The organism is Agrobacterium sp. T29, from assembly GCF_006970545.1.
GTDB classification, from domain to species: domain Bacteria; phylum Pseudomonadota; class Alphaproteobacteria; order Rhizobiales; family Rhizobiaceae; genus Agrobacterium; species Agrobacterium leguminum.
This window is the reverse complement of sequence record NZ_CP040641.1, coordinates 1,640,144-1,664,232: the sequence shown is the minus strand read 5'-3', so window position 1 is coordinate 1,664,232 and position 24,089 is coordinate 1,640,144. Positions and strand designations below refer to the sequence as shown.

General features: G+C 61.0%; 21 protein-coding genes. 10 read left to right on the top strand and 11 right to left on the bottom strand.

Annotation, left to right across the window (positions count from 1 at the left end; all coding sequences use genetic code 11):
- Positions 1 to 28 precede the first annotated feature (28 nt).
- Together tagF and FGF54_RS22710 are read left to right on the top strand one after the other, a co-directional pair.
- Positions 29 to 1,417, top strand: a complete 1,389-nt coding sequence (gene tagF / locus FGF54_RS22715) for a type VI secretion system-associated protein TagF (protein ID WP_142781228.1) — start codon at positions 29 to 31, stop codon at positions 1,415 to 1,417.
- The gene (locus FGF54_RS22710) at positions 1,404 to 2,309 is read left to right on the top strand and encodes a protein kinase (protein WP_142781227.1); all 906 of its coding nucleotides are present in this window, start codon (positions 1,404 to 1,406) and stop codon (positions 2,307 to 2,309) included. The genes tagF and FGF54_RS22710 overlap by 14 nt, the downstream gene beginning before the upstream one ends.
- Before the next feature lie 11 nt (positions 2,310 to 2,320).
- Here the strand turns inward: FGF54_RS22710 and FGF54_RS22705 are convergent, their stop codons facing one another.
- Positions 2,321 to 3,457 carry a polysaccharide biosynthesis/export family protein gene (locus FGF54_RS22705; RefSeq protein WP_065654944.1) on the bottom strand — a complete coding sequence of 379 codons (1,137 nt, stop codon included), beginning with the start codon at positions 3,455 to 3,457 and terminating at the stop codon, positions 2,321 to 2,323.
- A 274-nt stretch (positions 3,458 to 3,731) separates the two neighbouring features.
- On the opposite strand from FGF54_RS22705, the gene FGF54_RS22700 reads away from it, so the two are divergent.
- Positions 3,732 to 4,028 carry a PRC-barrel domain-containing protein gene (locus FGF54_RS22700; RefSeq protein ID WP_003522015.1) on the top strand — a complete coding sequence of 99 codons (297 nt, stop codon included), beginning with the start codon at positions 3,732 to 3,734 and terminating at the stop codon, positions 4,026 to 4,028.
- 96 nt (positions 4,029 to 4,124) lie between these two features.
- Here the strand turns inward: FGF54_RS22700 and FGF54_RS22695 are convergent, their stop codons facing one another.
- From FGF54_RS22695 to FGF54_RS22650, 10 genes are all read right to left on the bottom strand, one after another.
- Positions 4,125 to 4,850 carry an SDR family oxidoreductase gene (locus tag FGF54_RS22695; RefSeq protein ID WP_142781226.1) on the bottom strand — a complete coding sequence of 242 codons (726 nt, stop codon included), beginning with the start codon at positions 4,848 to 4,850 and terminating at the stop codon, positions 4,125 to 4,127.
- 57 nt (positions 4,851 to 4,907) lie between these two features.
- Positions 4,908 to 6,515 (bottom strand): FGGY-family carbohydrate kinase, encoded by a 1,608-nt coding sequence (locus FGF54_RS22690; protein ID WP_142781225.1) that lies wholly within the window; start codon positions 6,513 to 6,515, stop codon positions 4,908 to 4,910.
- An 88-nt stretch (positions 6,516 to 6,603) separates the two neighbouring features.
- Entirely contained in the window at positions 6,604 to 7,335 is a 732-nt protein-coding gene (locus tag FGF54_RS22685; protein WP_142781224.1) for an SDR family oxidoreductase, read from the bottom strand.
- A gap of 39 nt (positions 7,336 to 7,374) precedes the next feature.
- Positions 7,375 to 8,352, bottom strand: coding sequence for an ABC transporter permease (locus tag FGF54_RS22680; protein ID WP_020812316.1), 978 nt, complete (start codon positions 8,350 to 8,352; stop codon positions 7,375 to 7,377).
- Positions 8,342 to 9,844, bottom strand: coding sequence for a sugar ABC transporter ATP-binding protein (locus FGF54_RS22675; RefSeq protein WP_142781223.1), 1,503 nt, complete (start codon positions 9,842 to 9,844; stop codon positions 8,342 to 8,344). The genes FGF54_RS22680 and FGF54_RS22675 overlap by 11 nt, the downstream gene beginning before the upstream one ends.
- Positions 9,845 to 9,915: 71 nt before the next feature.
- Complete coding sequence (locus tag FGF54_RS22670; RefSeq protein WP_142781222.1) at positions 9,916 to 10,827, bottom strand: ABC transporter substrate-binding protein; 912 nt, start codon at positions 10,825 to 10,827, stop codon at positions 9,916 to 9,918.
- A 97-nt stretch (positions 10,828 to 10,924) separates the two neighbouring features.
- The gene (locus FGF54_RS22665) at positions 10,925 to 11,809 is read right to left on the bottom strand and encodes an AraC family transcriptional regulator (RefSeq protein ID WP_031234321.1); all 885 of its coding nucleotides are present in this window, start codon (positions 11,807 to 11,809) and stop codon (positions 10,925 to 10,927) included.
- A 386-nt stretch (positions 11,810 to 12,195) separates the two neighbouring features.
- The gene (locus tag FGF54_RS22660) at positions 12,196 to 13,248 is read right to left on the bottom strand and encodes an NAD(P)-dependent alcohol dehydrogenase (RefSeq protein ID WP_142781221.1); all 1,053 of its coding nucleotides are present in this window, start codon (positions 13,246 to 13,248) and stop codon (positions 12,196 to 12,198) included.
- A gap of 260 nt (positions 13,249 to 13,508) precedes the next feature.
- Positions 13,509 to 13,958 carry a DUF1801 domain-containing protein gene (locus tag FGF54_RS22655; protein WP_142781220.1) on the bottom strand — a complete coding sequence of 150 codons (450 nt, stop codon included), beginning with the start codon at positions 13,956 to 13,958 and terminating at the stop codon, positions 13,509 to 13,511.
- Positions 13,959 to 14,086: 128 nt separating this feature from the next.
- Positions 14,087 to 14,680, bottom strand: a complete 594-nt coding sequence (locus FGF54_RS22650; RefSeq protein ID WP_020812322.1) for a TetR/AcrR family transcriptional regulator — start codon at positions 14,678 to 14,680, stop codon at positions 14,087 to 14,089.
- A 121-nt stretch (positions 14,681 to 14,801) separates the two neighbouring features.
- Here FGF54_RS22650 and FGF54_RS22645 point away from each other — a divergent pair, with 121 nt between their 5' ends.
- The 7 genes from FGF54_RS22645 (at position 14,802) to FGF54_RS22615 (ending at position 24,083) form a co-directional block, all read left to right on the top strand.
- Complete coding sequence (locus FGF54_RS22645; RefSeq protein ID WP_142781219.1) at positions 14,802 to 16,028, top strand: MFS transporter; 1,227 nt, start codon at positions 14,802 to 14,804, stop codon at positions 16,026 to 16,028.
- 303 nt (positions 16,029 to 16,331) lie between these two features.
- Positions 16,332 to 16,835: an RNA polymerase sigma factor gene (locus FGF54_RS22640; RefSeq protein ID WP_020812324.1), complete on the top strand. Its 504-nt coding sequence runs from the start codon at positions 16,332 to 16,334 to the stop codon at positions 16,833 to 16,835.
- Between the two features lie 151 nt (positions 16,836 to 16,986).
- A complete protein-coding gene (locus FGF54_RS22635; protein ID WP_142781218.1) occupies positions 16,987 to 17,943 on the top strand; it encodes a FecR family protein in 957 nt (318 codons plus the stop codon).
- A gap of 116 nt (positions 17,944 to 18,059) precedes the next feature.
- On the top strand, positions 18,060 to 20,480 hold the full coding sequence (locus tag FGF54_RS22630; protein ID WP_142781217.1) for a TonB-dependent receptor: 2,421 nt from the start codon (positions 18,060 to 18,062) through the stop codon (positions 20,478 to 20,480).
- On the top strand, positions 20,480 to 21,370 hold the full coding sequence (locus tag FGF54_RS22625; protein ID WP_142781216.1) for an ABC transporter substrate-binding protein: 891 nt from the start codon (positions 20,480 to 20,482) through the stop codon (positions 21,368 to 21,370). The genes FGF54_RS22630 and FGF54_RS22625 overlap by 1 nt, the downstream gene beginning before the upstream one ends.
- Positions 21,367 to 23,337: a Fe(3+)-hydroxamate ABC transporter permease FhuB gene (gene fhuB, locus FGF54_RS22620; protein WP_142781215.1), complete on the top strand. Its 1,971-nt coding sequence runs from the start codon at positions 21,367 to 21,369 to the stop codon at positions 23,335 to 23,337. The genes FGF54_RS22625 and fhuB overlap by 4 nt, the downstream gene beginning before the upstream one ends.
- Positions 23,334 to 24,083 carry a siderophore-interacting protein gene (locus FGF54_RS22615; protein WP_142781214.1) on the top strand — a complete coding sequence of 250 codons (750 nt, stop codon included), beginning with the start codon at positions 23,334 to 23,336 and terminating at the stop codon, positions 24,081 to 24,083. Before fhuB ends, FGF54_RS22615 begins: the two co-directional genes overlap by 4 nt.
- Positions 24,084 to 24,089: the final 6 nt, after the last annotated feature.

Here is a 24,089-nt window from a genome sequence, read left to right as displayed (position 1 = left end):
CGAAAAGCACCGCGGTCAATAACGACTGATGGCCAATCAGGCATCGAGGCCCGCGGAAACCGCAGCGGAAAGCGATCGCATCGGCTTCTTCGGCAAGGTCCCCAGCCATGGCGACTTCATCTCCGACGGGCTTGAACGGGAGCTGATCGGGACATTTGACGACTGGATGCGATCCGGCCTGCATGCCTGCGCAGACCTGTTTTCGGGCCGATGGCCCGAAATATTTACGTCATCGCCCCCCATTCGCTTCATCATCGAAAGCGGCATATGGGGAAACTGCGCCTATGCCGGCGTGCTGGTGCCCAGTGCAGACCGGGTGGGGCGCAAATATCCGCTTGCCATCATTGCCCAGCTCAATAGCTTCCGGAAACATCCGAGAACGCTTTATCTCGACGACACCTGGTTCATGGCCGCCGAGGCGCTGGCCGAGACATCCATGACGGGCGATTTCGACATGTCCCGGTTTAACACCTCCGTTAAAAAACTGCGCCTGCCGAAACCTCGGGAAGAGGATGATGCGCCGGAAATGGTGCGCAGCCGCGCGCCCACCAGCCTCTGGTGGCGCATCGATCCCGTCAGCCGCCGCGCCCGCGGTCTCAAATTCGACGGCAAACCGAAAGCTTCCGATTTCCTGCGCCTCTTCAGTGACATGGCAGGCAAGGGCGAGGAGGACGGCTCGATACCCGTACAGGCGCAGGAAAGTGCGAAACACAAAACTCCGCCCGCACCGGCAACCGAACAGCCGTCATCGGTCGCCTACAGCTATGCCACGCACCCCGGAACACGGCTTTCCCTGAATGCGGATTCGCTCTTCGTTTCCCAGACCCCTGCCCTCTTCGCCATAGCAGATGGACAGGGCGATACACACAGCGCCGTGGAAGCTGCACGTCTGGCCACAAATATTCTTGCCGAGACGCCCGATGCCGAAAACCCCGAGGTGATGGTGCAGCAGATCAGGGGAAAGCTCGGCACCGTCAACAGCCTGCTTCTTTCCCGGCAAACCATGGGCGCCGACGGCAGGCCGATGGCGAGCGTCATCATTGCCTCCATTATCGGCCGCAGGTTGAGCGTCCTGTGGTCCGGCGACGCGCGCGCCTATCTCCTGAAAAACGGAACCATGCATCAGCTTTCGCGCGATCACGTCGTTGTCGGCATGAAAAGGCAGCTCGCGCAATGTGTCGGCCTTTCCCAGCAGTTCCGGCCGGATATCGTCGGGGAAGACTGGGGGTCGCAGGACAGGTTGCTCCTGTGCAGCTATCCGCTGGTACAAATCCTGAAGGAGCGGGCCATTGCCGAGATTGTCGGCAACACCCCGATCAAGGATTGCGCCAGCGCCCTGATCCAGGAAGCGCTGATCGAGGACGCACGCGAGAATGTCAGCGCCATTGTGATTGGAAACCGGCTTGAGCAAGGGTAAACAACCGGGCGATGGGCCTGCCTATCCGCAGGTTGCCGAGCGCTTTTCCGATCTGTGGCAAAGCATTCGCCATGACGGCACGCGGGAAAGGCCCACCGAAGAACAGAAAGACCTGATCGATCAGGTCAGAAATGCGCTGGACCGGAAAGTCTCGCATTTTTCCGACGCGAAACCCGACTGGATCGCCGACAGCTTTACCCTTGAACGGATTGCCTACGAAAGCGAAAACACGCTGCTGCTGCAGGTGCGGCACCGCGATCTCGGCTCCCTTCACGCCCTGAAAACCACGCCGCCGGCGTTGAGAAACGACGCGGCGCTGCTGCAAAGATTACGCGAGGAGGCGCAGCTCGGCCTGACATTGCGCCATCCTTGCCTGGTGGAAACATCGGCGCTGCTGAGACTGGCCGATGGCCGGCCGGGTCTGTTGCAGCCATGGTTCCCGCAATCATTGGCCTCGCTTGCATCGCAGCCGCCGGTTACAGCGCCGCAGGCGATCACAATCCTTCGCCGCCTGCTGGAAGGGCTGAGCGCCGTGCATGCACGGGGATATGTCCACTGCGATGTCACGCCAGCCAATATTCTGCTGGAGGACGGCGATTTCGAAACGGGCAGGCTTGGCGATTTCGGCATTGCGCTGGAGATTGGCCAAAAACACGCGGACCGGGGCATGAGCTTTGCCGCCTCGCACGAATTTGCAGCACCGGAACGGATGCGGGACGCAACCGCAAAGCCGGATCAGGATATATTCTCCGTGGGGCGGCTCGCCCGGCGGCTTTTCGCTACGAGTGAGATGCGAAAAACGCAAAGGGTGGCGGACTTTGCGGACGCCTGTTGCCACGACGAACCCGCGTCGCGGCCGCAATCGGCGATGGAAGCGCTACAGCTTCTGTAGCGCCCCATTGGTCAGTTGCCGCTGCCGGGAAGCGGTGCTGCCGCCGTCGGCACGCTCTTCTGGAACACGGTCAGGAGCTTGGCCGAATCCACCAGCGGTGCGTTGCTGGCATAGAGCACATCGCCCTTCTGCATCTGGAAGAGCTGCATGAGGGCAATGCTGGAAGCATCGCGCATATTGACGTGATAAATCACCGGCCGCATGGTCGTGGCCGTCGCGACCGGGCCTTTCGCGCCCGATGCGGTTGCCGACGGCACCTGAACGATCTCGTTGCGGAAGACATAGACATTACGCGCGTCCGCACGGTCATCCAGCAATCCGCCGGCGCGGCCGACAGCCTGAGCGAGGGTCAGTTTTCCGGCTTCGAACTGGAATTCGCCGGCGCTCTTAAAGGCGCCGAGCGCGGTGTAGCTCGCCGCATCGCCATCGATCATGATCTGATCGTCCGGCGACAGGCGGATATTCTGGCGGTCCTCCCGCATGACGCGGTCAAGCGGCGCGCTCGCCCTGTGCGAGCCGCGAACGACGGTAACCGTGGCAGCGCCCGGAGCGACGGTCGGGCCGCCGGCCTGATTGAGCGCATCGAGCACCCGCTCCTGACGGGCGGTAAGCGTTATTTTTCCGGGGTTTTTCACCGCACCGCTCAGCATGACGGCGCTCGTCGGCTTGTCGACGACGGTGACGACGGCCTGCGGGTTCACAGCCGACCCTTTGAGCCCGGCAACGACCTGCGATTGCAGCCCCTCGGGCGTCGAATCCACCACCCTCTGTTTGCCGACGAAGGGGATATTCACCGATCCGCTCTGGTCCACCGTAAAGCGTCCGAGATTGAGCGTCTTGCTTTGCGTCGGGGAGAAAAGCCCGTCTTCGCCGGTATCGAGCACGGTGATGTCGATCACGTCGCCGCGACGCAATCTCTGGGCGTTGTAACCGGTGTTGCGAAGCGCTGTAAGGCCGGGGCCGGAGGCATTCTGCAGGCTTCCGGCGGATACAGTGGCCGCCGGCGCATTCGCCAGCTCGATGACGGGGATTTTTTCGTTGGTTCGAGGGAAAGTCGCAGATCGGATATTGCCTGCGGTCGGTCCGTCAGATGGCTTTGCACATGCGCTCAAAAGAGCCACCAGCAAAACCGCCCCCAACTTTTTCATCCCTCATCCCCTTGATGATTCAACCTGACGCAGAGATAACATCCAGACACGTCATCGCAACAACTTTAGCGGTTGCAATTTAGCGAAAACTTGTCTTCCAGAGAAAAGGTGTGACCATTCCGCAACCTTTTCGGAACCGCCTGCCGCAAACCCCAACAATGTACCGATGAGAAATCACCGGTCTTCATCGACTGGCGCCGGCCAGCGACATTCGATGGAACGGTTTTGCGATGGGGGAGTTTGTTTTCTGCAAACCAAGACAGGAGCAAGAACAATGGATCACACCAATCACGTACGCCTGGTTGAAACGGAACTGACGCCGTCCGTTCTTGAAGGCGCCACCGTTTATGGTGCAGACGATCACAAGGTCGGCAAGGTCGATCATGTCCACGGCGTCGGGGCCGGCAGCACCGCCATCATCGATGTCGGCGGCTTTCTTGGTATCGGCGCAAAGCCGGTCGCAGTACCGCTCAGCGATCTTGATTTCATGCGGGATGAGGACGGCGATGTCCACGCGGTCACTTCATGGACCAAGGACCAGCTGAAGGACATGCCCGAGCATCGTCACTAACAGCATTGTCATTCATCAAGAGGAGCGCCCGGCTGTTTGCCGGGCGTTCTTTTATTTTCGGGCAGACGTTTGCGCGTCAGACTTCCCCTACGCACGTCAAACGGCGAGGAAACCGCCATCGACCGGCAATACGGCTCCGGAAATCATGCGGCTGTCATCCGACAGGAGCAGCGCGATGCTCTGAGCCACCTCTTCCGCTTCGGCGAACCGGTTCAGCGGATGGCGAACCATCATCGGCTGGCTTTTCGCCGGGTCGTTCCACGCTTCCGCAGCCAGTTCGGTGAGGGTGATGGTCGGCGCAACCGCGTTGACGCGGATACCGTGCGGGCCAAGCTCCTTGGCAAGAACGCGCGTTGCCCCTTCCAGCCCGGCCTTGGAGGCCGCGTAGCAGAGATGATCCTGAAAACCCCGGTGACCGGCGATGGAAGTGATGTTGACGATGGCGCCGCCGCCGCCCTTCGCCACGCGGGCGCAGGCAAATTCCTGACATGCGACCAAAGCCGCGCGCAGATTGATGCCGAGAACGGCTTCATAACCCGCATCGCTCATATCCAGCACGCTTTCGAGCACGTTGATGCCGGCGCTGTTGATCAGGAAATCGCAGGGGCCCGCTTCCTTCATCGCGGCGCGGGTGGCGGCGACATCGGCAAGATCGACGCGGATCGAACGGCCGCCGATTTCGCTTTTCAGGCTGTCGAGATCGGACTGGGTGCGACTGATCGCCACCACTTCCGCACCGCGCGCGGCCATCAGGCGAGCGCAGGCGCGACCGATGCCCTTTCCTGCGCCGGTGATGATGACGGATTTTCCGGAAAACTGCATGGAATCCTCTTTATTTTGCGGCCATGACGGCCGGACGATATGAGTTTGTGACGTGGTTCAATGGCTGGCGGCACGAATGGCGCGCGCCGCATTTTGCAGCGCCAGAAACGCGTCGTAGCGGGACTGGTGCACCCGCTGAAAAGCGGGATCTGGTGCGGAACTGCTGGCGACGCGGGACATGGCCGGCATGGCGGCGATAAGGTCCGGATAGGTTCCGGCGGCGACGGCACCCAGCATGGCCGAGCCGAGAAGCACCGGCTCTTCGCATTCGCTAAGCTCAACGGGAAGTCCGGTGGCGTCTGCCAGCAATTGTCTTGCAAGCGGATGCGCACCCGCCCCGCCGCTGACGCTGATGGTTTCCACCGGCGCACCGTTGCGGGCCTGTGTTTCGATGATCTGGCGAAGCCCGTAACCGAGGCCGAGAAGGCCGGCCACATAAAGCGCCACAAGGGAATCCACGCCCGTCTCCATGCCGTAACCGGCAATGACGGCGCGGGCATGGGGATCGGCAAACGGCGCGCGGTTACCGAGAAACTCCGGCACCACGTGAAAATCCTCGGCGATCTTTACGGCAGCGGAAGCGGATGCGGCAAGATTGAGCGCCCGGTCAGCGAGCCATACCGGCAAGGCTTTGCCTTCCTTGTCGGCAAGCGCCTTCGCCTCTGCATAGGCCGGGTGCAGTTGCACGAGATAATCGATGGCCGCGCCGGCAGCGGACTGGCCGCCTTCATTGAGCCACGCGCCCGGAACCATGGCCGAATAATAGGGGCCCCAGACGCCGGGCACGAAGGCGGGTTCGGTGGTGGTCGTCATGGTGCAGGATGAGGTGCCGAAAACATAACCGAGGCATCGCGACGCATCGCCGCCCGCAGCCACCGTGCCGACGCCGCCGGCATGGGCATCGATCAGACCTGCCGCAACCGCGGTGCCAGCAACCAGACCCATGGCTTTTGCAGCATCTTCCGTCAAACCGTTACCCAGCGCCGTGCCGGGATGGACGACGCTTTGACCGATGCGGCGAAAACCCTGTTCGGCGAGATCGCCAAGCCCGATGCGGGTGAAATACTCCGCATCCCAACGGTTCTCATGGGCCAGATAGGTCCATTTGCACGTCACCGTGCAGGCGGAGCGATCAAGCGCGCCCGAAGCCTTCCATGTCAGAAAGTCCGTGAGATCGAAGAAGTGCTCGGCCCGCGCATAGATGTCGGGCCTGTTTTCGCTGAGCCACAACAGTTTCGGCGTCTGCATTTCCGGGGAAATACGGCCGCCGACATATTTCAGCACGGCGTGTTCGCCGGCATTGATGCGCTCCGCCTGTTCAACGGCGCGGTGGTCCATCCAGACGATGATGTCGCGCTCGGGATGATCGGGGGCGCCAACCGGCAGGGTCTCATCGTCCGGTCCGCGCACCACCAGCGAGCAGGTGGCATCGAAACCGATGCCGGCGACCTCGGCGGGATCGATGCCGGCGCGGGAAACGCTTTCCCGGACGCTGTCGCAAACGGCCTGCCATACTTCGCCGCTCGATTGTTCGGCAATGCCGCCATCCTCGCGATGCATGCTGATCGGGCGTTTGGCGGTGGCGAGAAGCTTTCCCGCGACATCGAAGACACCGGCGCGCGCCGAGCCGGTCCCGACATCGACGCCAATCAGATAGGAAGCCATTTGCGATACTCCTCGGAGCGGATCATCCGGTGCTTGAACAGGGTTGAGCGGCGGACCGTTTCCGGTCTTTCCGCCGCTCCAGAGATTTTTAAACGCGGTCGAAGTTGGTCGGCAAGACCAGCATGTCGCGGATGGTGACCGTGCGCTTGCGCGTCAGCATGTAGACAACAGCATCGGCCACTTCGCTCGCATCGATCAGGCTGCCGGACTCCTTGGCCTTGCGGAGATTTTCCTCCGGCCAGTCGGCGAGAAGTGCGGAAACGACCGGGCCGGGAGACACCTGCGCGACACGCACGCCGTGCGGGATCATCTGGCGGCGCATGCCCTGCACGAAGCTGGTGATCGCCCATTTCGAGCCCGAATAGACCGGCTCCCAATAGGTCGGGAAATGGCCGGCAATCGAGCAGGTGACGACGATATCGCCGGTCTTGCGCTCCGACATATGCGGCACGACGGCATGGACGTTCTTCATGACGGCGTTGACGTTGAGGTTCAGCATCTTGTCGATGGCTTCAGGCGTCGTTTCGGTCAGATCGCCGCCGATATAGGTGCCGGCATTGCAATAGAGAATGTCGATATGATCGACCTTCCCGAGGATTTCGGGGATCATGGCGTTGCAGCTGTCGGCATCCAGAAGGTTCGTCACCTGCGGGATGGCGCGCTCGCCGAGCTTGGCAGCGAGTTCATTCAAGGCTTTCTCGTTCCAGTCGACCATGACCACGGTTGCGCCCTGTTCCAGCAGCGCTTCGGTGGTGGCAAGCCCGATGCCGGATGCGGCGCCGGTGATGACCGCGATCTTGCCTTGCAGCGATTCAGACATTTAATTCTCCTGCGTTTATGAAGATATTTCCGGGCCGGCTCAGCGCCATTCGCGCCCGATATAGATGGCCAGCAGAATGATGCCGCCCTTGATGACATCCTGCAGATAGGGGTTGATACCCATCAGGTTGAGGCCGTTATTGAGGATGCCAAGCAGCACCGCACCAATCAGCGTGCCGAGAATGAGACCCCTGCCCCCGGCAATCGCCGTGCCGCCGAGAACGACCGCCGCGATGGCGTCCAGTTCGAAGCCGACGCCGGCATTCGGCTGACCGCTCATCAGGCGGCCGGTAAGGATGAGCGCCGCAAGCGCTGCGGTGACACCCGAAATGCCGTAGACGGCGAGCTTGACGCGCTGCGTCTTCACACCCGAAAGACGGGCAGCCAGCTCGTTTCCACCGAGCGCATAGACATGGCGGCCGAAAGCCGTGCGCTGCAACAGCACCCAGGCGATAGCATAAATCACCACCATGATGACGACCGGAACCGGAACGACACCGATACGGCCGACGCCGAACCAGGAAATCCAGCTCGGAATGCCGCTGACCGGATAACCGCCGGAATAGATAAGGCCGAGACCGCGCGCCATGCCCATGGTGGCAAGCGTGACGATGATGGCGGGCATCTTGCCCCAGGCGACAAGCGCCCCGTTGAAGATACCGATGCCGAGACCGATGAAGAGACCGGCCGGCAGGGCAACAGAGGCAGGCAGGCCCGAATTCACCATCAGGCCGGCGGATAATGTGCCGACAAGCGCCATGACCGCGCCGACCGACAGGTCGATGCCACCGGTGAGGATAACGAAGGTCATGCCGACGGCGAGGATGCCGACGACGGAAACCTGCCGCAGCACGTTCATGATGTTGTTGAGGCTGAAGAAATTGTCGCTCGCAAGCCCCATCAGGATCGATACGACAATCAAGCCCGCCAGAGGCAGGGCAAGCGGCGAACGCAGCATGGCACTGAGACTGAAGCCGCCCGTTTTCGCGGCAGTGCCGGTGTTTGCATCAAGCGACATGTTCAACTCTCCCGGTGGTGGCGTTTGTCATTATTGTTTCTGAATTGATGTCTTCCCCCTCGACCGTGGCGACGATGCCGCCGGAACGGAAGACGCAGACCCTGTCGGACATGCCGATCACTTCCGGCAGCTCCGAGGAGATCATGATGATCGAATGGCCCTTGGCGGCGAATTCGCGCATCAGCGAGTAGATTTCCGCCTTTGCGCCGACATCGATGCCGCGTGTCGGCTCGTCGAAGATCAGCACGCGCATGTCATGGTTCAGCCAGCGGGCGATGACGATCTTCTGCTGGTTGCCGCCCGATAGCGTATCGACGCGGGCAAAGGGTCCCTGCGCCTTGACCTGCACCTGCGCCATGGCCTTCGTCGTATGCTCCAGTTCCTTTTTGAGATCGAGGAACCAGTGGGCCTTGCGGTATTTGCGATAATTGTTCAGCGAAATATTCTGCAGGATGGAGAAGCTGGTGATCAGCCCCTCCTCCTTGCGGCTTTCCGGCAGCAGGCCGATGCCGCGCATCAGGGCTTCATCCGGGCCGGAAAAACGCGTGTCCACACCGTCGACCCTGATCTTGCGGCGCGAGGCGGAATACGCGCCCAGCATGGCGAGAACCGTTTCCGTGCGGCCCGAGCCGACAAGCCCGGCAAAGCCGAGGATTTCGCCCTTGCGCAACGCAAAGCGCGAGACGGGACCGCCCTTCTTCAATTGCAGCTCTTCGACTTCGATCACCTTTGCGGCGGCAGGATCGAGCTGCGGCTTCGGCGGGAAACTGGCTTCGATGCGCCGGCCGACCATCATCTCTACCAGACGGTCATTATCGACCTCCGAGGTCAGGCAGGAGCCGATCAACTCGCCATCGCGCAGAACGGTGATGCGGTCGCAAATCTCGAATATTTCTTCGAGGTGATGCGAAATGAAGATGATCGCCACACCCTGACGCCGCAGCTCGCGCATCACCTTGAACAGGTGTTCCGTCTCGGAGGGGGTGAGCGTCGCCGTCGGCTCGTCGAGAACGAGAATGCGCGCATCCAGCGACAGCGCCTTTGCGATTTCGACAAATTGCTGCTGGGCGACCGACAGGCGATGCACCGGCACGTCGAGCGGAACATCCACCGCCAGACGGCTCATGATCTCGGCCGCGCGCTTGCGCATCGCGCCCTTGTTCAAAAGGCGCAGCGGCCCGCGGATCTCGCGGGCAAGAAACATGTTTTCAACTGCGTTGAGATAGGGGATCAGGCTGAATTCCTGAAACACGATGCCGACGCCGGCGGCAATCGCCTCATCGTAATTGGCGAAGCGGCGATCCTTGCCGTCAATGCGGATCGTTCCCTCCGATGGCTGCAAAATGCCGCACAGGATTTTCATCAGCGTCGACTTGCCAGCGCCGTTTTCTCCCAGAAGCGCATGCACCTCACCGGCGCGCGCCTCAAGGTCGACGCCGCGCAGGACTTCGATCTTGCCAAAGCTTTTTCTTATTCCATTCAGTTCCAGCATTTCACCCTCCTCAATGGTCGGGATTTAACCCCGCCCCCATACTAGATGGGGACGGGGCCTGGGAGGAGTTCTTACCAGCTGAACTCGCCGGCGTTCTTGCTGTCGACGACCATAACGTCGATCGGGACTTCCTTCGGCACGACGCGAGCGCCCCACTTCTGGGCGAGCGCCATGGCAAGGCCGACGCGAACCTGATCACGCGGGAACTGTGCGGTGGTTTCGATGAAAGGACCACCCTCGGCAATCGCCTTCACCGCTTCCGGAGCACCGTCGACCGAGGTCAGCTTGATGTCCTTGCCGGAACCCTGGATCGCAGCCAGAGCGCCCATCGCACCGCCGTCATTCACCGAGAAGATACCGGCGAGGTTCGGATGCGACTGGATCATGTTTTCAACGACGCCGAGAGCAACGGAGCGGTCCTGACGGCCGTTCTGCGTATCGACCAGCTTGATGTCGGCGAATTCGGCGAGAGCTGCCTTGCAGCCTTCGACACGCTGCAGGATCGGAACGACCGGGATACCGTCGAGGATTGCGACTTCACCCTTGCCGCCGAGCGCGTCACCGAGATGCTTGCACGACTTGTAACCCGCGTCACGGTTCTTCGAGCCGACGAAGGTGTCGACCGGGCCGTTTGCGTTGGCGTCAACCGCAACGACGATTACGCCGGCAGCCTTGGCAGCGTGAACGGCGGCTTCGATGCCGGCGCTGTCGGTGGGGTTCAGAAGCAGGATGTCTATCTTCTGCTGCAGCATGTCTTCGACGTCGGAAATCTGCTTTGCCACATCGTGGCCAGCATCAGTCACGACAACGTCGGCGCCGATGCTTGCGGCGGCTTCCTTCAGCGCTTCCTGCATCGATACGAAATAGGGGTTGTTCAGCTCCTGGAAGGTCATGCCGATCTTCAGCTTTTCCTGCGCCAGCGCCGGAGCGGCCATCATTGCAATTGCGGCTGTCGCCATCAGAAACTTGGACTTCATTTTCATCTCACTCTTCCTCCCGGTTGGAAAATTGGGGCAACAAGACCCCGTTTCCGGACAGCCCTCTGCCCGAATTCTAAAAAATCGGCGATGTGTCGCTGGTTTAATCCGCCATGACCGCTGCCTTCTGGGCTGCGAATATTGTGCGGAACCTCGACGGCGACATTCCCTTCAATTTCAGGAAATGCCGGTTGAAATTCGAAAGATTGGAGAAGCCCACATCGTAGCAGACCTCCGCCACCTTGACCTCCTGATCCGCCAGCAGCATCTGGCAGGCGAGATCGATGCGTAACTGATTGCGATACCGCACCAGCGTCGTTCCCGTGTGACGCTTGAAGGCGCGGGAAAAGGCGCTCTGGCTCTGGCCCACCATCTCGGCGAGATCGATTTCCTCGACCTGCTCGGTCAGGTGCTGGCGCAGATGCGACAGCGCGCGGTTGATGCCGCTGTCGCCAATGCCGGTCAGGTCCAGCTCGTAGCTCAGGCTTGCCAGCACCTCGGAAGACGGCGCGTTGACCAGCAGATCGAGAATTTCCCAGAAAAGCGCGAGCCGCGTCAGCCCCTGCGCCTCGATCAGCCGAAGGATCAGTGGGCGAACGCGATCGCTCGTTTCATCGTCGAACAGAATACCGCGGCGGCTGCGGTCCAGCAGCGCACGCACCACCTCCATCTCGGACATGGAGGTGCAGGCATCCTCGATAAAAGCCTCCGGAAACTGGATCACGAGAGAGCGTGTCGGCACGATCTCGTCCGGCTCGATCTCGCTGATCCAGTTCTGGGGGAGATTGGGACCGGTCATGATGAGTTGACCGGGGCCGAAACGGCCGACGAAATCACCGATATAAAACGTGCCTGACGTGGCGACGACGAGGTGGATTTCGTATTCGGGATGATAATGCCAGCGCACGGTGCGGAACGGATAGCCATGCCGCCAGGCGGCGAAGGATTCGCCCTTGCGGATGTGCACCAGTTCCAGATCGGGCTGCATCATAGTTCCTCCCATCGACACGTCCGCCGCATTTGCGGAGCAGAGCCATTCCTCTTTATGGCTCGTCCCAGGCGTTGATGAGGAGCATATGGCGTGCGCTATCTGTGCTTCCACATCACGCCGAAGAAATTACCGATACTTTTTTGACTCTTTTTTGTCGGGAATTGAATAGTCGCCGGACGGGACTGGCCAGAAACTCGGCGGCCGCGCCGATTTTTTTGCACAATTCGGCGTGATCCGCTCAAACAATGCTCACCCGAAGGCGATATCCGGTAAATTTTCGGAGTGCGGACCGCCGGACAACGGCAGGCCGCACTCATACTTTTCCGCAGCATCTCTGCCACTCAATCATCGGTGGCAGGCATCGGCGGTCGGCACGCGATCTTTTACTGCGGCATCACGATCTGAAGTTTCACGTCCGTTTCCCGCGCCTCCACCGCACGGTCGAAGCCGGCGATGCTGTCTTCGAAGGGAATGGTCGCGGAAATCAGCGGCTTCAGGTCGACCTTGCCGGAGGCGATGAGTGCAACTGCCCGGTCGTAAACATTGGCGTAACGGAAAACCGTTTCGACCCGCAGTTCCTTGGCCTGCAGGCCGACAATATCGACCGGAACCGGATCGACAGGCATGCCGACCAGCACGATCGCACCGCCCGGCCGCGCCAGCTTCGCCATGCCGAGCACGGCGGGTGCTGCGCCCGAGCATTCGAAGACGATATCGCAGCCCCAGCCGTCGGTCGCCGCGGAGACGGCCTCGGCGAGATTGCGTTCGCGGATGTTGACGGTTTCGATGCCATCATAGGCACCGATGATATCGAGCTTCGGCTGGGCGAGATCGGCAACGATGACCTTGGCGCAACCGCCGGCAAGCGCCGCCAGCGCCACCATCATGCCGATCGGACCTGCCCCGGTGACGACAGCGATATCGCCCGGTTGGATACGCGCCCGGAGCGCCGCCTGCATGCCGATGGCGAAGGGTTCGACCATGGCGCCTTCGGCAAAGGACACATTGTCGGGCAGCTTGTAAGTGAAGGCGGCGGGATGAATGACCTCAGGCGTCAGGCAGCCATGGATGGGCGGCGTCGCCCAGAAGCGGACAGCTGGATCGACATTGTAGATGCCGAGCTTGGAGGCACGCGATGTGGGATCGGGAATGCCGGGCTCCATGCAGACGCGGTCGCCCACCTTCAGATGCGTCACCTCGGCGCCGGTTTCGATCACCGTTCCAGACGCTTCATGGCCGAGCACCATCGGCGCGTTGACGACGAAATGACCGATCTTGCCATGGGTGTAATAATGGACGTCCGAGCCGCAGATGCCGACCGTATGGGTGCGGATGCGCACATCCTTGGGCCCGAGTTCACCGGATCCTGCTCCACCCGGAATGTCAAAATCCCTGAGCGAGAGCTTGCCTTTTTCTTCCAGCACCAGTGCCTTCATCTCATCCTCCGTGGTTTGCGATACGCCTGGCAGCGAATTCAGTGAGCGTGATGGCGTGCAACCCCGGCAAAAGTAAACAGAAATCGGCCGGATCGGCCGGTTTTTCTTCACGCCGGAAAAACTGTATCGGACAGCCCGCGATTTCTCATCATCCGCAGCGCGACACGATCCTTAAGAGGCAGGAAAACCGGCATGATTCGTCGGCCTATTTCGCGATCATCGCGCGCTTGAAAGCCTCTGGCACCGATAAACCCGGTCGCTCACATTTTTTCGCCGGGCAACACGCTTGCCTGCCTCACCCACTCCACGAACTGCGCTTCATCAAACGCATCCTCGTGGATATCAAGGTAGCGGACCTTCGGGTGTTTGGATGTGCCGGGCGGCAAAGGCTGCAAGGATGCGCCGTTAAGGAAGGTCACCTTGATATATTTCGTAAAGCAGTGAAGGCTGAGGAACCAGATATCGTCCTCCATGCCGTAGAAGGGCGAATTCCACTTCACAGCCTTGCGCACGCCGGGCACGACACCTTCGATCAGCTTGTCGATACGGCCACCGACCGCGCTTTTCCAGCCCGGCATGGCGACGATATAGGCCTGCACCGGCGCGTCGCCATATCCTTTTGCAATCTGGGGATTGCCGCCCGAAAGAAGCTTTGGCGATTGATCCGATGGCGCGCTTCCAGACGCTTTTTCCGACGGCTTGTCGACCATAACCTTGACCTCACAGGTGTCAAACAGGTGCTACCAATAACATGATCTGTATCTATTCCAGATATCTCTACACATTTTCCGTGATGATCGCCTAGCCGACCCGGAATAACAGATAGCAGCTATGCGGGTCAGTCTTTCCTGACCCGCAATCCCTCCAGAAAGGTCCGGAAACTGCCGACAGCCCGTTTCGAGGTCGTTTCCGGGTCGTCGGAATTGGCTATCCATTGGGCGGCGCTGCTGCTCGCCGCATTGATGAAGCGGGCGCATGCCTCCGGATCGATGTCGCCGATAGTGCCTTCTTCCCGGAGCGCATCCAGGCTTCGGGCGACAGCCGAGATACAGCCATTGGCATTGGGCCAGCGCGACGGATCGCCGAGCACCGCCGGCCCGTCGCGAAACATGATCCGCTGGATTTCCGGTTCGAGAGCCATGCGCACATAACCGACATTCTCCTCGACGAAACCCTCCCATCGGGTCGCGGCCCTCGAGGAGATGTCACAGAGCCTCTTCGTCATCTCCGCATCAATCTCGGCCACAACCGCCAGCAACAGACCTTTCTTGTCGCCGAAATGGTGATAGAGCGCGCCACGGGTGAGACCGGCTTCGGCGGTGAAGTCGTCCATCGACGCTTCCGCATAACCGATGCTGCCAAAGGCCTTGCGGCCGGCAGCCAGAAGCTTCGCCCGCGTCTCGGCAATCATTTCACTGCGAGGTTTGCGCATTTCTTCTCCATTTTCTACATACGAAGCGTATATTAGTTGACATACGCGTCGTATGCAATTATCTCATTCACATACGCCACGTATGTATGTGGTGGACACCCTTAGAACAAGGTGCATCCCGATGTCTAATCCATACAGAGAAATTTTCCGGGCTCCAGGCGCAAAAGGCTTTTCCGCCGCCGGTTTTTTCGCCCGCCTTCCCATTGCCATGGCCCCGATCGGCATCGTCGCCATGCTTTCCCAGACTCACGGTGAATATTGGCTGGCCGGCGCCGTCTCAGCAACCTTCGCATTGACCAATGCCGCCCTCTCCCCGCAAATCTCCCGGCTGGTGGACCGAAAGGGGCAGAGCAAGGTCCTCATCCCCGCCACCATCGTCTCGGTCATCGCCTTTGCGGCGCTGATTATCGCGACAAATCAGAGATGGCCCGCCTGGACGCTGTTCCTTTCCGCCTTCCTCGCCGCCGCCATGCCGAGCATTCCCGCCATGATGCGCGCCCGCTGGACGGAAATCTTCCGCGACCGGCCGGAGCTGAACACCGCCTTCGCCTTCGAATCCGCCGCCGACGAACTTGTCTACATCTCCGGCGCCTCGCTTTCCGTTGGCCTTGCGGTTTCGCTCTTTCCGGAAGCGGGCATGATGATCAGCACCACCTTCCTGGCGCTCGGCACCTTTGCCTTCCTTCTGCAACGCTCGACCGAGCCCAAGGTACGTCCGGTTGAAAGCGGAAGCCGGCAGCGTTCGGCCATCTTCCTGCGCCCGGTCCAGATCATCACGCTTGCATTGATCTTCGTCGGCTCAACCTTCGCCACGGCCGAGGTAAGTGCCGTCGCAATCACCAAGGCGCTTGGTCAACCGGAAGCCGCCAGCCTCGTCATCGGCGTCTATGCCATCGGCTCCTTCGTGGTCGGCCTCATCCTCGGCGCGCTCAATCCCAAAATGCCGCTGCAACGGCAATTGCTGATCGCCGTCAGCGTGCTTGCGCTCACCGCCCTGCCGCTGCTTGTCGCCAACACCTCGGTTGCGCTTCTCGCTTTCGCCGTTTTCCTCAGCGGCGTTGCAATCTCGCCGATCTTCATCACCTCATTCGGCCTGATCGAGCGCCGTGTGCCGGAATCGATGCTGACGGAAGGCGTGACCTGGGTAATGACCGGCATCGGTATCGGCATGGCGCTCGGCGCCTTCGTCTCCGGCTGGGTGATCGACAATTTCGGCCCGGATAACGGTTTCTGGGTGTCCGTCGTCGCAAGCCTTTCGACAGTCGCCATCATCGCGCTCGGCCAGCGCAGCCTCTCCGGAGATCGCGGACGGTCGGATATGGAGGCCGTGGCGCAGCCCGCCGAATAACAACCTCTACTCGCAGTCTGCATCGTTCGTCGCGGTAATTGATATATACGGAGGAAAGGTCACACACTAATCCATAGTACAGCGACTGTTTTACTTTACCGTCGCCCCGCAAGCGTGATACCGGCAACATCAACGGCCGATGATATCATGCCTGCGGGGCGATCCTGCTTATCGAAGCCGTCGCTTCGCATATTCTCGAATTCGGCACCGATTGCACATAATCGACCGACGGCTGCATCGTTCGACACACCGACCGCCCGTTCACCGGGCAGGCACGGGGTCGATTACCGGAAGGCAAGGCTCTTGAGTTGGGATCTGCAGGAATTGTTCCGGCTATATGCGAAGGGCATTGTCAGGTCCCTGCGCAGCAGGGGCATCGATCCTGAAACAGCATCCGATCTGGCGCAGGATGCGTTTTTGAAGGTGCTTGCCTCACCACCGCCGGCAAGTGCCGCTTCCCACAATCCCAAATCCTATCTCTATACGGTGGCGCGCAATCTCAGCATCGATCATTATCGCCGCGAACGCAGTCTCCGCCGTGTCGACCTGCCGCAGAATGCCTTCGATGCCATCATCGACCCGTCGCCATCGGCCGAAACCATCGTCTATGACCGCCAGCGGCTGCAGCTGGTGGAACAGGCGCTTGCGGAACTGCCGCGGCGGGTGCGCGAGGCCTTCCAGCTGCACCGGATGGGTGGCCTGACGATCAGCGAAGTGGCGCAGAAGCTCGGCATGTCCACCACCCGCACCTGGGTTTTGATCCGCGACGCCTACGAACACATAGAGGATCGGCTGAACGGTCTGTAGAGGGCGGGAACCGTCATCTTGACCCAGATATCGCCGTTTAATCGCCGGCCTGCGCATTAAACTTCTTTCATTCGGAAATATGCGGCCTCTCATTCGTATATATCAAAGGCTGTGACGTTGTCCGGTCTCCGGCAATCCTGAAAGGCTCCCTATGAACGAAGTGTCGGAAGAACGGCGCCTGTTTCGTGAAGCTGCGGATATTGCCATTCGCCTGCAGAACGATCCCGGCAATCCCGTCGCCATCGAAACGGCACGCGCCTGGATCGAGCGCGGACCGGCCCATGCCGCCGCCTGGGCGAAGGTCGCCGCGATCCACGGCATGACCGGCCAGATTCTGGCCGAGGAGGCCCGTTCCTCGCAAAAGGGCTTCGCCCCCAAGCGGCGTCTTCTGCTTGTAGGAGGCGTGCTCTGTCTCGGTGCGGCGGCTGGCGGTTCGGTGCTGGCACCTTACGTGACGTTACGCGCCCGCGCCGACTACCTGACCTCGACGGCCGAGATCAGAGAAATTCCCCTCGAGGACGGCAGCATGGTCACGCTCGGACCGGACAGCGCAATCGCCGTCGATTTCGGCGAGCGGGCAAGACGGGTGAACCTCCTTGCCGGCATGGCCTATTTCGATGTCCGGCCCGATGCCTCGCGCCCCTTCTCCGTCGCCTACGGACCATTGACCGCCACGGCGCTCGGGACCGCTTTCGACGTTTCGGGCGACGATCTCTCCATCTCCGTCTCCGTCGATCATGGGCTGGTTCTGGCCACATCGCCCGATCTGCCCTCTCCCGAGGGAGAGAGACTGGCGGCAGGCGACTGGCTGACCTACGACCAGGCATCGCGCCGTATGGATCGCGGCGTCAGGGAGGCCTTTGAAATCGCGGCATGGCGCACGGGCATGCTCATTGCCGAGAAGGAGACGGTCGCGGCGGTGGTCAATCGCATCGCCCGCTGGCAAAAAGGCAAGGTGGTCATCGCCACCCCTGCCCTGAAAAACAATGTCGTCAGCGGCGTCTTCGATCTTGCCGACCCCATCCGCGCGCTCGATGCGGTGGTGCGGCCATTCGGCGGCAAGGTGCGGGCCGTCACGCCGTTTTTGACCGTTATTTCCTCTATCTAAGAAAACTTGAGAAAAAGAGGAAAATTTTCGAACGCCATTCGTATTGTCCTCAGAGAACCCGCTGCCCGCATAGGCCGGCCGGTCTCCGGGGACAGATTTAATGGAGTGGCTTTCACATGGGGAATGAGTTCTCATCGGCTCATAAGGGTACAAATAGGGGTCGTAAGGGTCGTGGCGCGCTGTTTTTCGCCTTTCTGGCGACGACCACGGCGCTCGCCGCCGGCATCGCGGCACAGCCAGCCCTTGCGCAGGCGGTTTATTCGGTTCCGGCCGGCCCGCTGAACAAATCGCTGGCAACCTTCGGAAAACTGTCGGGAACGCAGATTTCCTACGATGCCTCGATTGCGCGCGGAAAACTTTCGCAGGGCGTCAGCCGCGCGACAACCCGCGAGCAGGCGATCGTGGAGCTTCTGCGCGGCACGGGCCTGGTTTATTCCTTCACCGACGCCACCTCCGTCGTCATCGCCGCGCCGGTCAGTGCCGCAAGTGCCGCGGCAGCCGGAAACTCCACCCTCCTCGCACCCATTACGGTTCAGGGCACGCGCGGCGCCTCCGTATTGCAGCAGGACGGGCTGGCGCAGGATGGCTACCGGACAGAGACACTGTCCTCTCTCGGCCTGCTCGGACAGACGGCCATTCGCGATACGCCGTTTTCCGTCACCGTCGCGCCGAGGGAGCTGATCCAGAATATCCAGGCACAATCCCCGGAGGATATCTACCGCGTCCTGCCGACCATCCGCAGCCAGACGCCGCAGATGTCCGGCTGGGCGCCGATGGCCAATATTCGCGGGTTCACCACCTATGACACCGCCGAAGACGGCTTCCGCCGCTCCTACAGCCACGCGACGGTGCTGGAAGACAAGGAACGCACCGAGGTTCTTTCCGGCCTTTCGGGCTTTCTCTATGGCGCGGCCTCGCCCGCGGGCATGATCAACTATGTCTACAAGCGCCCGACGCAGGAACGTTTGAACAGCGTGACGGTCGGCAATTACGGCGGCGCGCAGGCCTTCGTCCATGGCGATTTCGGCGGCCGCATCGATCCGGAAGGCGACATGGGTTATCGCCTCAATATCGTCCGTTCGGCGGGCGACACGGCCATCGACGACCAGAATGTCGACCGCTTTCTGGCAAGCGGCGCTTTCGACTGGAACATCACCGACCGGCTGAAGCTCGAACTCAATGCTTCCTACAGCAAGTACAAGCTGGACGCCGCCAACTCCTACTGGGCTTTCGCAGACGGCGTGCTGCATGGCGATGCGCCCGACGCCAGCAGGAACTGGAGCCAGCCCTGGATTCACGACGAAATCGAGAAAAAACGATACTCGGCCAAGCTCACCTACGATGTGAACGACGCCATTACCCTGCGCGGCGGATATATGCGGGAATATATCGACCGGCCGGTTCAGGATCATACGATGAATCTTGTCCAGTCCGCGGAGGAATATTCCCAGATCGCAATTCGCTCCGGCAGGACAAAAAACGTCTTCGACGCCGCGAATGTTTTCGCGGACGTCTCCTTCGACACCGGCGCGGTCTCCCACAAGCTGACCGCCGGATATTACATGTATCAGGGCAAGGACTGGGGTACGACTTACAACCCCAATACCGGCTGGCAGCCGTCTTTCCCCCTGTCTTCTCCCCGGCACATTGCCGAGCCGACTTTCCCGCCAAACACCGGCACGCTCTACAAGTCCGGCTATGTGCGCAATCATAACTTCGTCGTCGGCGACCAGATCGAATTCGACGAACAATGGTCGGCCCTCGTCGGCGCCAATTACAGCATGATCCAGAGCCAGTCGCTGGACAGCAGCGGCGCCCGCTCCGCACCGGATTACGATGAAGCAAGGCTCTCGCCCTCGGCGTCGCTGCTCTTCAAGCCGGTGGAGGCGGTGACGCTCTACGGCAGCTATATCGAAGGCCTTGAGCAGGGCGGCGTTGCGCCGGACACGGCCGCAAATAGCGGGCAAATTCTCGCCCCCATGGTCAGCAAGCAGAAGGAAATCGGCATCAAGGGCGATGTCGGCGACATGCTGCTGACGGCGGCGCTGTTCGACATCTCCAAGGCCTACGAACTGACGACGGATGCCAATGTCTACACGCAGGACGGCCGCCAGCGCCATCGCGGCATCGAGTTCACGGCGACCGGCAAGGTGACGGATGACCTTACCATTCTCGGCGGCGTGACATTCCTCGACGCCAGGGTCGAAGGCGGAACCTATGACGGCAAGCGCCCCATGAACGTCGCCAATGTTCTCGCCAAGGTCTATGCCGAATATGAGGTTCCCACCGTCGAGGGCCTCTTCCTGACCGGCGGCCTCTATTACACCGGCAAACAATGGGCGACATCCGAAAACAACGACCGCCTTTCCTCCTATGTCACCGCCGATCTCGGCCTGCGTTACACCACCGAAAACTTCGGTAATCCGCTGACGTTCCGGCTGAATGTCAGCAACATCACCGATGAGAACTACTGGCAGAACAGCTATTATCTCGGAGCGCCGAGAACCGTCTCCTTCTCGGTTCAGGCGAAATTCTGATGATGCTGCGCAGTTCCCTGTCCCGCAGAGCGCTGCTCTGCGGGACAGGTGCTTTTTTCCTTACAAACCGGCCGTCATCGGCCGCCCGTTTCGGCGGCATCGTCGCCATGGACTGGGTGAGCGGGCAGAACCTGCTGGCGCTTGGCGTGCAGCCCGCAGCCATGCCGGAACTGGAACGTTATCGCAGCCTCGTCGTCGAACCGGCGCTGTCGCCCTCGGTCGCCGAGCTTGGATTGCGGTCCGAGCCCAATCTGGAACTTGTGGACTATCTTCGGCCACGCCTCATCCTGCACAGCGACGATTTCACCATGGCTGCCGGCCGGCTTGCCGCCATCGCTCCCACCCACCTTTTCGATTCCGGCGTCACTGCGGGCGAAAACCATTTAGTCAGTGGCAGAAACGCTCTCATCGCGCTCGCCGCGCGGATCGGCGATCCCGGCCGGTTTGACGCGTTTCAGGAAAGTTTCGACGCGGAAATGCAGCAGGCACGCACACGGCTCTCCGCCTATGACGGACGGCCTCTGCTGCTGGCGACGGTCATAGATGGCAGGCGACTGTTGGTTTTCGGCAGGAACAGCCTTTTCCAGAATGTTCTCGATCAATTCGGCATCGAGAACGCCTGGGATGGTTACACCTCGCCATATGGTCATACGACAGTGACGGCCGACCAGCTTTCCCGCCATCCGCAGGCGCGGCTTCTGTGCATCGGCGATACCAGCGGCGAGAAGCTGGAAACGCTTCTCAACGCGCCGGTCATCAAAAGCCTGCCCTTCATTCGCGAAAACCGATTGGTGCGTATCAGGGACGTGCTGTTTTACGGCGGATTGCCGCCGGCAAGGCGTTTCGCCCGCCTCGTCTCCGAAGCCCTTGTCGGTGAGGCATCGCCATGAAGAGGACGGCGAACATATCCGCGATCGTCGTCACATCGCTCGCCATCGTCTGCGCCAGCCTTACCGGCTTCAACCTGTTCCTGCGCATGCCCGACGGGACGCCGCTTGCAGCCCTGTTTTTCCCCGATCCCGACATGACGGCGCAGGTGCTGCTGCACAATACCCTGCTGCCGAGGATCGTGGTGGCGCTGATGACCGGCGCGACGCTCGGCCTTGTCGGGGCGATCCTGCAAAACATTCTGCGCAATCCGCTTGCCGAGCCGGCGACGCTCGGCATTTCAGCCGGTTCCTATCTGCTGCTTGCCATTGCGACGCTCTGGTTCCCGCAATGGATGGGTGCACGGGAATGGATCGCCTTTGCGGGCGCGGCGCTGTCGCTTCTAGCAATCCTCGCACTCTCCTGGCGCAAGGGCCTGTCGCCCGTCACCGTCACGCTGGCAGGCATGATCGTCAGCCTTTATTGCGGTGCTGCGAGCGCCGTTCTGGTGCTGTTCAACCACGATTTTCTCGTCAGCATCTTTTTATGGGGCGCGGGATATCTCGATCAGCAGGACTGGAGCGCCGTCTCCTTTCTGGCCCCTCGTCTCGCCGTGCTCGTCCTTGCAGTTGCGCTGCTTCTTCGCCCCCTGACGATCATGACGCTTGACGACGCCAATGCAAAAAGCCTCGGCCTGTCGCTTGCCGCCTACCGCCTGCTGACGCTGGTGGTAGCGGCGGCCTTGACGGCGGTGGTCACCGCCTCCGTCGGCATCATCAGCTTTATCGGCCTTGCCGCCCCGGCGCTGGCGCGCGCCTGCGGCGCAAGACGAATGGCGGCGCAGCTCGGTTATTCGGCGGCACTTGGCGCGCTGCTGCTAACCTTGACCGACCAGATCGTCCTGTTTTTTCCCGTCACCTATCGATTGTTCCCGACCGCCGCCGTCACCGCTCTTCTCGGTGCGCCGCTGATGTTCGCGCTGATCCGGCGGCTGAAGATGCCGGCCCCGCCGCAGCCAAGCGCGCAGCCAGCGGCAGCGCGTCTCGCCTCGCCCATTCCGGCTTTGCTCGGTCTCATCGCCATTCTCTGCGTCGCCGCAGGTGTCGCACTCTCCGTCGGGAAAAACACGGAGGGCTGGTTTTTATCGGGACTTTACGATCTGCATGGTTTCGGCTGGCGCTGGCCGAGGGCGCTCGCGGCCTTCAGCGGCGGGGCGATGCTGGCGCTCGCCGGCGCCATTCTGCAGCGCGTCACCGGCAATCCCATAGCGTCGCCAGAGGTGCTCGGTGTCTCCTCCGGGGCGATGCTCGGCGTCATTCTGCTTCTTCTCACCCTTGCCGCACCCACCCGTGGCGCGCAAATCCTCGCAGGTGCGGTGGGTTCGCTGACGGTTTTGCTGCTGATGCTGACCCTGTCGCGCAAGCCGGGCTTTTCCGGCGACCGGCTGCTGCTGATCGGCATTGCGCTCAGTTCCGTCTCCGGTTTCGTCATGGCGGTATTGATGACATCGCAGGACCCGAGGCTCGGTCAGCTTCTCGCCTGGCTTTCCGGCTCCACCTATGCCGTCGCGCCGGGCGAAGCCATCATGGCGGCGGTCCTGCTTTCTTTTGGGCTTGCCTTAACCCCCTTCATTCGCCGCTGGCTGGAAGTGCTGCCGCTTGGCGAAGATATCGCCCGAAATACCGGCGTCTCTGTCGTGGCGAGCCGTAACGGTCTCTATTCGCTTTCCGCCATTCTCACCGCAAGCGCGACGATCCTCGTCGGGCCCTTGAGTTTCGCCGGCCTGATGGGACCGCATCTGGCGCGGCTTGCGGGTTTCCAGCGCGCCGGCACGCAATTGCCGGCGGCGGCGCTGATCGGCGGGCTTATCCTGCTCATCGCCGACTGGCTGGGGCGCAACCTTATCTTCCCGTTTCAGATACCCGCCGGTCTCCTGGCGACGGTGGTTGGCGGGCCGTTTTTGCTTGTACTTATCGGAAGGCGCGCATGACCATATTTGCGGATGACAGTTTCAGGATTCTGACAGTGGTCGACAGCCAGCGCCTCGCCCCCTTCATGCAGCGCCTGCGCTTTACCGGCACGGGTCTTCACCGTTTCAATACGCTGAAAAACCTCCATGTCAGGCTTTATTTCTCAAAGCAGAACAAGAGCTTCGACCGCAATCTGCCCGCCGCTAGAAATGCTGCCGAACCCGCGGATACCTTCGACGTCCGCTATTACACGATCCGGGCGATAGATCCCGATAGCGGTTTTATCGATATCGATTTCGTTCTGCATGAGGATGCGGGGCCGGGATGTTCCTTTGCCCGGAATGCACGTCCCGGCGCGCTTTGCGGCATGTCCGGCCCGTGCGGGCTGGGAATGAAGCCAGCAAAAAACTATCTGCTGGCCGGGGATGAAACGGCCTTACCCGCCATTGCCCGCATCTGCGAGAACCTGCCCGGGGATGTTAACGGCCAGATTTTCCTTCGGGCCGAGAATTGCCGATATGACATCGTCGCACCGCCCGGCATGCAAATTTGCTGGTTGCCGCGCTCGACGGTATCTCCCGCGAAATTCATCGAACATGTTGGCGGTGCGGCGATGGAGACAGCCGCTTCCACCAGCGATTATTTCCTCTGGCTCGCCAATGCGTTCTCCCAATGGCAGGACTTTCGGGACAAGTTGTCGGTCCTGTCCAAGAAACGTTATCTCAACGCCTGTTACTGGCGGGACGACATGACGACGAGCCACTGAGGAAGG